The sequence below is a fragment of the Nocardiopsis alkaliphila YIM 80379 genome, assembly GCF_000341005.1.
GTDB lineage: Bacteria > Actinomycetota > Actinomycetes > Streptosporangiales > Streptosporangiaceae > Nocardiopsis > Nocardiopsis alkaliphila.
This window is the reverse complement of the sequence record NZ_ANBD01000026.1, coordinates 21,566-30,501: the sequence shown is the minus strand read 5'-3', so window position 1 is coordinate 30,501 and position 8,936 is coordinate 21,566. Positions and strand designations below refer to the sequence as shown.

At 66.6% G+C, this 8,936-nt stretch carries 5 protein-coding genes; 1 reads left to right on the top strand and 4 read right to left on the bottom strand.

The annotated features are described in order from the left end of the window. Positions 1-296: 296 nt before the first annotated feature. On the top strand, positions 297-1,028 hold the full coding sequence (locus D472_RS0103265; RefSeq protein ID WP_017603074.1) for a hypothetical protein: 732 nt from the start codon (positions 297-299) through the stop codon (positions 1,026-1,028). Positions 1,029-1,073: 45 nt separating this feature from the next. On the opposite strand, the gene D472_RS28055 is transcribed toward D472_RS0103265, so the two are convergent. The 4 genes from D472_RS28055 to D472_RS0103245 all read right to left on the bottom strand — a co-directional run bounded on the left by D472_RS28055 (position 1,074) and on the right by D472_RS0103245 (position 8,438). Further along, complete coding sequence (locus D472_RS28055) at positions 1,074-3,788, bottom strand: sensor histidine kinase (RefSeq protein WP_152447889.1); 2,715 nt, start codon at positions 3,786-3,788, stop codon at positions 1,074-1,076. Positions 3,789-4,136: 348 nt separating this feature from the next. Next, entirely contained in the window at positions 4,137-4,970 is an 834-nt protein-coding gene (locus D472_RS0103255; protein WP_017603072.1) for an ABC transporter permease, read from the bottom strand. A 51-nt stretch (positions 4,971-5,021) separates the two neighbouring features. Continuing rightward, positions 5,022-6,020, bottom strand: coding sequence for an ABC transporter ATP-binding protein (locus tag D472_RS0103250; RefSeq protein ID WP_017603071.1), 999 nt, complete (start codon positions 6,018-6,020; stop codon positions 5,022-5,024). A gap of 201 nt (positions 6,021-6,221) precedes the next feature. After that, a complete protein-coding gene (locus D472_RS0103245; RefSeq protein ID WP_017603070.1) occupies positions 6,222-8,438 on the bottom strand; it encodes a (Fe-S)-binding protein in 2,217 nt (738 codons plus the stop codon). Positions 8,439-8,936 lie beyond the last annotated feature (498 nt).

The following is an 8,936-nucleotide window of genomic DNA, read 5'->3' as shown; positions in this document are numbered from 1 at the left end:
ACCCGCACCCGCACCCGCACCCGCACCCGCACCCGCACCCGCACCCGGTGATCATCCGCCACCCGCCCACTGGATTCTGCCTTGGCCGGCCGGAGGGGTACGTACTCTCCAGCCACCCCACGAGGCGTCCCCGTACCGCTTCGTTGCCTGGCACCTCTGACCGCCCCGATCGAAGAACCCCTCCGCCCGAAATCGGCCTGATCCGGCCACTTTCGTCCTGCTCCCACGGTCATCACATTGGGTACTGACCCTTCTGGACCCCGCGCCCACCATGAAGGCCGCCCCCAGGAGCACAGATGCGCGAAGCCGATAGAACCGATCCCGAGGCCGAAAGGCACCTCCTCCTCCGCGGAACCGACGACGAACCCGACAACACCCGCAAGGTCACCTTCACCATCGCCCTCGTCGTGACGGTCCTCTTCCTCCTGGTCACCGCGGCCGGTCTCGGGTGGATGCTGTCGGGCAACGGCCCTCTCACCGCCTCCACCGACGAATCCGACGGGGAGTCAAAAGACCCCGGCGACGATGAGCGAACCGACGTGGAGCGGGCCGCCCCCGAGGACGGCACCGTCTCCGACCCGAACTCGGGCCTGACCTACGAACTGCCCGGTGAGGGCTGGCAGCGTCTCGGTGACGACGAGGTGCCCCCGGAATACAGCACCTACGCGGTGTACGGCCCACCGGAGGATCCGAAGGCGATCATCGTGACCGGCAGCGAGTCGCTCGGCCCCCTCGAACCCCTGGCCCTGACCGCCGTGGACATGGCGACGGACATGGTCGGGCAACTGGTGGCCGAGGAAGGTGACCTGTGGGTCGAACCGTCGGGAGCCACCGAGTTGGGCGATCACTCCGCCTTCGGGGTGACCATGGGCAGCGAGGCCGCCGAGGGTGACGCGGCCTACGGACGATTCCTGGTCGCGGAACTCGACGGCGACCAGGGCGCGTTCATGCTGGGCCTGAGTACTACGGGCGATGCGGCGATCATCGAGGACATCGAGGCCGCCTTCGACTCCGCGAGCGCTCTTTGAAGGACTCCGGCGTCCCGTTCCGCCCTGAACCTCGGTCTTTCACCGTCATGGGTCCCCTGGCTGTCCCGCCGGCCCCCGGTTCAAGGTCTGGTGGGGCAGGGGCACCGTGTCCTGACCAGGACCGGTCGACAACGGAAGGACCGCACGGAGCAGGAAGCCGCCCTCACGGGTCCGGGCGGTCGAAACCGTTCCACCTCCTGCGGCGACACGCTCGGAAAGCCCGGTCAACCCATTGCCGTCGCTTGCCGTCTTCGGTTCTTCGGCACGGTCGTTGTGCACCTCCAACACCAGGGTGCCCGGCCCCGTGCCATCCTCTCTGGCCGGGGTGAAGGTGATCTGACACCGTTGGGCGTCACTATGCCGAAGCACGTTGGTTCCTGCCTCACGCACCACCCACGCGGCCAGCGCCGCCACCCGAGGCGGTAGTCGCAGCCCGCCCAACCCGCTGACCGTGGTCCGAGTCCCTGCCGCCTCCAAGATCGACGCGATCGACGCGACCTCTTCGCCCAGGTCGGCCTCCCAGTAACCGTTCACCGCGGATCTCACCTGGTGCAACGCCGTACCGGCCAACTCTTGGACCTGGTCCATCTCGGTGATGGCCCGTTTCGGGGCCCTGTCCACCAATCGACCCGCCAACTGGGCCTTGACCGCCAAAGCGGAGAGGCTGTGACCGAGCAGGTCATGCATGTCTCGAGCGAAACGGAGCCGTTCCTCGGTCACCGCCAACCGGGCCCGGGTCCGCTGTCCCTCGACCGCCTCACGGGTGACGTCCCAGAGCCAGATCAACACGATGGTGCTCGCGGCCAGAAAGAGCGCGAAAACCACCGCCCCCAACCAGACCAGTCCATAGAGGAGGAAGTTCGTTTCGGACACCGGAAAGGTGTAGGTGGGGAGCAATGGCAACGGAGAAAACAAAAGAGCGATGGAGACACGGAGGCTGGTCCGCCGATCGGTGAGGAAGACCCCTACCCCCCACCAGGTGGAAATGGCGAACAGGCTCGTCACCGGTGAATGGAGCAGGATCGCGGTGAGGGCGAGGCTCCCCAACGAAGCCCAATAGAGCCGAGAGCGTGAGTCCAAGGTCCCCGCCATCCGTTCTCGTAGCAGGACGACGAGGAGGACGACGTTCACGACCGTGGCCGCCAGCCCCAGCAGAGGTGCCCAGTAGGAGCCCCCCGCCTGGGTGGAGAACACCAGGTCGAAGAAGGGCCACAGGAGCATGATCGCACCAGTCAATCCCAGGATGACCACGGTGATCCTCCGGGAGATCCGGATCCGGCGGTCGGCTCGGCTCCGTTCCGCCACCGCCGAGAGCCCCTCGTCCCACGGTGAGGGCCCGGTCTCCTCGTCGCTTCCACCTTCGGCCGTGGGCCGGCCTTTCGACCCGGCCCCATTCTCGGGAGAATCCGTGTCCATGACCATGCCCACGGTCCACTTCGCTGTCCGATGGTGGGCGTCCTCGCCCTCCGTCGCCCCCGAGGGACGAGAAACGGTGGACAGGGGGAGCAGGGCTCGAAGCAGGAAGCCATCCTCAAAGGTCCGGCTCGCCGTGAGGGTCCCACCTCCCCGCTCGACTCGCTCGGCGAGCCCGGTCAACCCGTCGTAGGAGGTCGGCCCGTTCTCCGTACCTGTCTCGGCCCCGTCATTGGTCATCTCCACGAGCAGGCTGCGTGGAGCGCCCTCCGCGGGTTCCGGCAAAGAGAACTCGATCCGGCAGTGTCGGGCGCGACTGTGCCGCAGCACGTTGGTCCCTCCCTCACGCACCACCCACGCGGCCAGCGCGGCGGTCTCCTTCAACAGGCCCGCGTCGGCCGACACCCCCGAGACGGTCGTGGCGGTCCCGTTCTGCTCCAAGACCGCTCGGACGGCCCGGATCTCGGTGTCCAGGTCGAGATCACGATATCCACGGACCACCGCCCGCACCTTCTGCAGGGTCGCCCGGGCCATCCCGTGCACACGGTCGATCTCCTCCCGCGCCCGCTCGAGTTGTTCGGTGCGCAGGAGCGATCCGGCGCGGTGGGCCCTCACCTGGAGCGCGTTGAGCTCATGTCCCAGCATCCCCCGGACATCCTCGGCGAAGCGGAGACGCTCCTCGGTCACCGCGAGTCGAGCACGGAACCGGGCCCCCTCCACGGCGTCGCGCGTGGTGTCCCACATCCAAAAGATCGGCACGCACCCCGCGACGAAGATCAGGGTGAAGACGAGCGCGATCGCGAAGTGACCGACCAACACCGTCAAAGAGTGGTCCTGCGGGCTGGTCAGGGCAGCTACCCACGCCAGCGCCAACAGCCCCAGGGTCATGAAGCGGGTCCGATTCCGAGGAGCCATGAAGATCAACAGCCCCCAAGCCCCCGCACAGGTGCAGAAGATGTAGAGGGGCACGCGAAGGAAGAGGCACATCAGGACGAGGACCGACAAGAACCCCCAGTACAGGCGTGGATCGACCGCGTGTCTGGCACCCATCCTCTCTCGGATCATCAACAACCCGATGAGGGCTCCGAACAGGCCCAACACGAGGGCCACCACGGAGGGCCAGAGTGGAGCGTCCCCGAGGAATCCCGTCTCTTCCCGGGGGGAAGCCAAGATGAGTAGTTCGTAACTCGGCCAAAGCGGCAGCAAAAGCCCTAGACCGGCCAGGGTGAGCATCACCAGCCAACGTAGGAGTCGCAGCTTACCGACACGGCGACCCCCGTCCTCCGACTCCGATGGGTCGGGATCCACACCATCCGTACGCGCGCCGCCCGTCCCCGTGTCGCCCACCTCCACATCGTCCTCCCCAAGAACGTCGTGCGGTCGAAACCGATGACTTCCTCGCCAGACCCGTATCGACCGGCCCCGGCCTTTCTTCCGCTCCGTGCCGGCCCGCCCGCCTTCCTCGTCCTGATCCAGGGATCGGTCGAGTCACCTTCCCGCGAAGCACGGACCGCAGACCGTTCCACGAACCGATGCGAGACCGGCCAACCGGACACCGCCCTCGTCCGTCCTCATCAACGGTAGAACGCGGCGTACCCCTCTGGAGAGTTGCCCACAGGCCGAATTCCACCGAAATGGTACGGCGCCGGGGAGGCCCCCGTCCTGAGCCTCCCCGGCGCCTTCCCCCCACCCCGATCACGGCCGCCGGGGGTCCCAGACGAAGTAGCGACGAACCAGTAGCGCCAGGCCCACGATCCACACGAGCATCACGCCGATGTTGGGCAGAGCGCCGGCCCACAGGCCCAGGAAACCCACCCGTTCGGCGCCCTCGAAGCCGCCGAAGACGTCGTATCCGACGTAGGCGGCCTGGGCCATCTCGACCGTGGGGGCGACCGGAAGCAGCAGGGCGACCTGGCGCAGGGTGTCGGGCATGGCCTCCAACGGGATGAAACTTCCGCTCAGGAACAGCAGGGCCATCATCGGGACCATGGAGAGCATCTGCGCGGACTCGGCGTTGCTCACGAACGGAGTGACCAATAGCCCCAACAGGGTCATCGCCGAACATCCCAGGACCACCGAGAACACCAACATCACCGGATCTACCGGCATGGACCCTCCCAGGGCCATGGAACCACCGACGATGAGCGCCGCGATCAACAGGGTGAACAGCAGGACGACCAGGAAGACTCCTCCGAAGATCGCCGTCTGGGGGACCCCGCTCACCCGAAGCCGCTTGAGGACCAAAGCCTCACGTCGGGCGGTGAAGACGTTGGACGGGTGCCCGAGCCCCAAGAAGAGGGCGATGGCACCGATGGTGCCGACCAGGGCGAGATCCGTGGTGGTGTACTCCCCCAGGACCGGAACGCTTTCCATGTTGGCCACCGGCATCAGCAGGATCAGCGGCATGATCAGGTACATCAGGGCGGTCTTGTACCGGACGAAGAGGGTGAACTCGGTGCGACCCAGGCGTAGGGCCTGGCGAAGCGGGCCGGGACCGGGACGTCGGTCGGTGCCCTTGGTGGTGGTCATCGTGATGCTCCTGAGATCTGTGGGAAATCGTGGTCCGGGGCCTGGTCGGTCCTACTCGCCGACCAGGTTCGCGGCGCCATCGGCGACCCGAAGGAAGACGTCCTCCAGGGAGGCCCCGCGTACCTGAAGGTGTTGGAGGGTGCCGCCACGTTCGCCGGCCCAGGCCATGAGCGCGGCGACCGCGTGGTGGGCGCGGTCCGCCACGTCGCCCTCCCGAACCGTGTAGGTGGCCCACAGTCGCTGTTCACGAGTCTGCACCTCGACCTCCGCCCCCTCCAATTCGGGCAGGTCGTCGGTACGCACGTCGCTCGGGAGCAGGAAACTCACCCGGTCGCCCCAGCCGGCGAGGACCTCGCCCAGGGTGCCCTCCACGTGGACCTCCCCCCGATGCATGATCGCCAGGCGGTCGGCGAGACGCTCGGCCTCCTCCAGGTAGTGCGTGGTGAGCAGCACCGCGACACCCTCCCGTTTGAGGTCGGTGATGATCCGCCAGGTCTCGTGCCTGGCCTCGGGGTCCATCCCGGTGGTGGGTTCGTCGAGGTAGAGCACCTCCGGCCTGGTGAGCAGGGCCAGTCCCAGGTCCAGACGACGCTTTTGGCCTCCGGAGAGCTGCCGGACCCGGAGTCCACGCTTGTCGGCGAGGCCGATCAGCCGGAGGATCTCGTCGGGCTCACGCGGGTCGGCCGCGAGGTCGCGGGCCAGGGCGAGGGTCTCGTCGACGCTGAGGTCCTCCATGAGACCGCTACCTTGGAGCACCGCGTTGGTGCGCTCCCGAACGCCCACCGGCTGGCCGAGCGGATCCTGGCCGAAGACGCGGACCGTACCGGCGCTCGGGGCGCGGAACCCCTCCAAGGTCTCGATGGTGGTGGTCTTACCGGCTCCGTTGGTCCCCAACAGCGCGAAGAGCTCACCAGGGCGGATCTCGAAGGAAACGCCCTTGACCGCCTCGAAGTCGCCATACCTTTGACGCAGGTCACGGACGACCACCGTCGGTTCCGTGGTGGTGTGGGGGGCGCTGATCTCGGCGTTGGTGTTCGCTGTCTTGGGCATACCTCCAGCTTCTCGCGAACAGGGCTCTGGCGGCAGACTCCGCTGTCACCGGTCCGCAGTGGCGATCACCCACCTCGGGCACTGACAAATGTCACTTCGGTGCGTCCCCGGTCCTGTGCGCGCATGACGAAGGGCGGGACCCCCAAGGGAAGTCCCGCCCTTCGTGCGCGGATGACCGGTTTCCCTCACGGGAACCCGAGGCTAGACCTCGGCGACCTCCTTCTCGTCGCCACCGGCGGGGGCCTCCCCCTTGACCGAACGGAGCAGCAGCTGGGAGACGTCGACGACCTCCAGCGACTCCTTGGCCTCACCGGCGGACTTCTTCTCGTTGATCGCGTCGCCGAGCATGACCTGGCAGAACGGGCACGCGGTGGAGACGGTGTCGGGGTTGGTGGTCAGCGCCTCGTCCACACGCTCGGTGTTGATGCGCTTGCCGATCCGCTCCTCCATCCACATGCGGGCACCACCGGCGCCACAGCAAAAACCCCGCTCCTTGTGGCGGTGCATCTCCTGCGTCTTGACACCGGGCACCTGCGCCATGATGTCGCGCGGCGGCGTGTACACCTTGTTGTGGCGACCCAGGAAGCACGGGTCGTGGTAGGTGATGTTCTCGTCGATCGAGTTCACCGGGGTCAGGCGACCCTCGTCCACCAACTGGGCCAGCAGCTGGCTGTGGTGGATGACCTCGTAGGTGCCACCGAGCTGCGGGTACTCCTTGGCCAGGGTGTTGAAGCAGTGCGGGCAGCTGGCCACGATCTTCGTGACACCGGCGTCGTTGAGCGTCTCGACGTTCTGCTGGGCCAGCATCTGGAAGACGTACTCCATGCCCAGACGACGCGCCGGGTCACCAGTGCAGGCCTCCATGCCCCCGAGCACCGCGAACTCGACGTCGGCGATGTCCAGCAGTTCGGCGATGGCCTTCGTCGTCTTCTTGGCGCGGTCCTCCAAGGCACCGGCGCAACCGACCCAGAACAGGTACTCGGTGCCCTCGGGCAGCTTGTCCTCGACGACCTGGACCTCGACCGGGTTCTCCTGGTTGGCCAGCTCCTCGATCCAGTCCATCCGCCGGTCCTCGGCCATACCCCACGGGTTGGCCTTGTTCTCAAGGTTCTTGAGGAGGGTGTTGGCCTCGGACGGGAAGTTGGACTCGACCATGACCTGGTAGCGACGCATGTCCAGGATGTGGTCGATGTGCTCGATGTCGACCGGGCACTGCTCGACGCAGGCACCGCAGTTGGTGCAGGCCCACAGCTCGTCGGGGTGGATGACGCCACCCTCTTCCTCGGTGCCGACCAGCGGCTTGTTGAGGAGCGCGAGGACGTCGACGCCCGCGTGGCTGTTGTCCGGGGCCTCGGCGAGGGTCTCCTCGGTGATGCCCTTGAGCAGGTACGGAGCCTTCTCATAGGTGTGCGCCTGAAGGTCGAGGATGACCTTCTTGGGCGACAAGGGCTTGCCGGTGTTCCAGGCCGGGCACTGGGACTGGCAACGACCGCATTCGGTGCAGCTGGTGAAGTCCAGCAGCCCCTTCCAGGTGAAGTCCTCCAGCTTGCCCGCGCCGAAGGGGTCCTCGTCCGGGTCCGCCTCCTCGAAGTCGAGGGGCTTGGTTCCGGACTTGTCCATCATCTGCTTGGCGGGGCCGTTGGACGGGGCGCCGTCGGCGTTGCGCTTGAAGAAGATGTTGACCGGCGCGACGAAGCGGTGCCAGCCGATCCCCATGGTGAGGTTGAAGTACAGCACCACGAAGAACGCGTAGCTGATGATCAGCTTGAACGCGGCGGTCAAAGCGATACCGGGCTCGGCGATCGCGGCCTCGCCGGGCAGGATCGCGCCGACCGCGTGCGAGATCGGGGTGGCCCACATCGGGAACGGGAAGTCCTCGATGGCGACCTTGAAGCCACGGATCACGAAGACGGCCAGCAGCAGACCGATGATGTAGGCCTCGACGTAGTACGCGGTCCAGTGCCGGGAGTTCTCGAAGCGGGACTTGCGGCCGATGCGCTTGGGGCTGTTGATCAGCCGGTAGGCGGTGAGGCCCAAGATGCCGATGAGGCTGGTGCCCGCGATGAATTCGATCGCCAGACCGTAGATGGTCCAGTCATAGATGAGCGGCAGCTTGAAGTACGGGTCGAAGACCTCCCCCTGGGCCTCGACGACCGTGAGGACCAGCAAGGGGAAGGAAACCATCACGAACCAGTGGGCCACTCCGATCCACGGTCGCTTGAGCATCCTCGTGTGCCCGAGGACTTCGATGAGCGTCATGGTGAGCCGTCGTCCCAACGGCCCCTTGCGCTCCGGCTCCACCGCTCGGCCGACGCTTACTGTTCGCACGATCTTGTACAGACCGAGCCCGAACAGGGCGAACGCGACCACGGCGAAGACCGAGGTGATGATGCCCAGTGTCAAGTACAGCGGGTGCATCGTCCGTGGCCTCCCATCCTGCTTTTGTCATCCGGTGCGCCACACACCGATGGTCCTCATACATGTTACTAGCGAGTAATAGCCTGACCGCCACCACCCCGGACCATCAGGCCCCAAAGGTGCGGCGTCGGCCCCTCACCCGCACACTCTTCGCTTTTCCTTGACGCGCGACGTGGCCGTGGGACCACTCACGCGAGCCCACCGTAGCCGGCCCTGACTTCAGCGGGGTCACACGGGCCCGACCGAACCTCTTCGGGCACATCACCCCTTTCGGGCGCGCCGCCCCACCCCTCCTATGTAATCCGATGCCGGACCCCGAGTGCGCCTCCGAACATCGGTGAGTTCACCGGTCATGTGCCCCCTGCCCCACCCTGAGATCTCCCCGACCTCCCCTGTTCTTCGAATCGAGGATGCCCCCGACTCGTCCCGGAGTTCGCCCCCACCCTCACCGAAAATCACCCAGGCCGGGAACACACTGGCGCATCGGAGCGTTGTCAA

Bases quoted from the DNA above. Each gene is read 5' to 3' on its own strand.
- D472_RS0103245 (WP_017603070.1), bottom strand. From the start codon at position 8,438: ATGCACCCGCTGTACTTGACACTGGGCATCATCACCTCGGTCTTCGCC.
- D472_RS0103250 (WP_017603071.1), bottom strand. From the start codon at position 6,020: ATGCCCAAGACAGCGAACACCAACGCCGAGATCAGCGCCCCCCACACC.
- D472_RS0103265 (WP_017603074.1), top strand. From the start codon at position 297: ATGCGCGAAGCCGATAGAACCGATCCCGAGGCCGAAAGGCACCTCCTC.
- D472_RS0103255 (WP_017603072.1), bottom strand. From the start codon at position 4,970: ATGACCACCACCAAGGGCACCGACCGACGTCCCGGTCCCGGCCCGCTT.